This is a genomic window from Vibrio sp. 99-70-13A1 (assembly GCF_013114625.1).
GTDB lineage: Bacteria > Pseudomonadota > Gammaproteobacteria > Enterobacterales > Vibrionaceae > Vibrio.
Genome location: NZ_VTXD01000098.1, coordinates 1 through 1,472 on the forward strand (window position 1 = coordinate 1; position 1,472 = coordinate 1,472).

Consider the following 1,472-nt stretch of genomic DNA (forward strand, 5'->3'; position numbering starts at 1 on the left):
GTGAGAATCTAAAAATATAACAAGCAATTCAAGCAGACAGCCAACGCGCGGCAGTTTTACTTTCAATTTGGTTTCAGTGATTTAGGTGTTATGGTTGAGCGTATTGGTAGCGTTGTCTGCTACTTAATTGGGCGTTATATTTTTTTTATTTCATAGGTTTAATCGGGAACTCTGATTTGAAAATAGTCTTTATCCAATTAGATTTATTGTTGTAAAAAAGCCTGCTTCTTTCTTCAAATGTCCATTTTTCAACCCGATTTATTTGCTGTACTTTTAGCGGTTGCCAAATCGCTGGAATCGTATTTGAATCAGCGCGTTTTTCATCGGTTTAATGTCCGCACCTTTGAAAGTATCGGCTTTGAAACTTGGTTTTATGTTGACGGTTAACGGGGACATTTACGGTGAGCTTTTCTGTATGAAATGGTTTTTCAAATACGTTTACACCTCAATCCTTTCCCAATTGCACCGCGTGAGAATCTAAAAATATAACAAGCAATTCAAGCAGACAGCCAACGCGCGGCAGTTTTACTTTCAATTTGGTTTCAGTGATTTAGGTGTTATGGTTGAGCGCGGCATGTGACGTCTAAACTAGATGCTTATTTAACTCACTGGGCGCTGAAAATGTTTGAGAGTAATGATTTCGAATTTAAGTTGTCTAGCGTCGGGCTCCGTTGGGCTGAGAAACGTGAAAAATGTAAAAAGATTGAAGATGTATTGGCGCTAGACAAAGAGTTCGAAGAAAAGCTTCAAGATATGAAAGCTGAATTATTTCTCAATGGAGCATTCGAAGAATTAATCTCAAATGCTCATAGTAAAATAGCAAGTAGTGAACTTAGTCTAGAACAAATGAATATAATGATTTCTGGGTATCGTCGAGATTTCATTGATGGAAAACTGTACCCCAACGATAACGATTTATCCGTATTATCACCAGAGACCACGAAGCTAGCAATATCGTTAAAGCTTCGAATTGTTTCTCTTTTGGAGGGCTTGAGTCTTATCTTAGCCAAGATCGAAAAAGATCCGAGCCAGTTGAAATCAAAAGATGATCTGTTTGAACTTTATGTTTGTTGGTTGAAAATTGTTCGCGACAAGCATGTGTTAATAAAATCAAATAGAAAGCTGTTATCTAAAAGTGTTCTTGGGTTAGCTTGTGGTAATTTCGGAGCAGGGTTATAACAAAGCGTTTAAGACAGATTCGCAACACTCGGCGTTTTTAGTTTAAGTTGAGTTTGGTGTTTACGGTGTAATGGTTTAGTAAGGTGGTAGTGTTGCTCACTACTTAACGCGGCGTTATACGAATAATGAAAGTTCGGAATATGGAAATCAAAATAGATGATTTATCGGGTGGTGAAGTCATTGAATTGTTCGAAGAGCACTTGGCTGATATGTATGCAACTTCACCTCCAGAAAGTGTTCATGCTCTAGATGTTGATGCACTTAAATCACCAGATATTACATTCTTCAGCGGT

At 37.7% G+C, this 1,472-nt stretch carries 1 protein-coding gene and 1 pseudogene; both read left to right on the forward strand.

Features of this window, described 5'->3' with window-relative positions; translation table 11 throughout:
* Nucleotides 1–576: 576 nt before the first annotated feature.
* Nucleotides 577–1,179, forward strand: a complete 603-nt coding sequence (locus F0226_RS22350; protein ID WP_171737691.1) for a hypothetical protein — start codon at nucleotides 577–579, stop codon at nucleotides 1,177–1,179.
* A gap of 140 nt (nucleotides 1,180–1,319) precedes the next feature.
* A pseudogene (locus tag F0226_RS22640) lies at nucleotides 1,320–1,472 on the forward strand (GNAT family N-acetyltransferase); the annotation flags it as partial.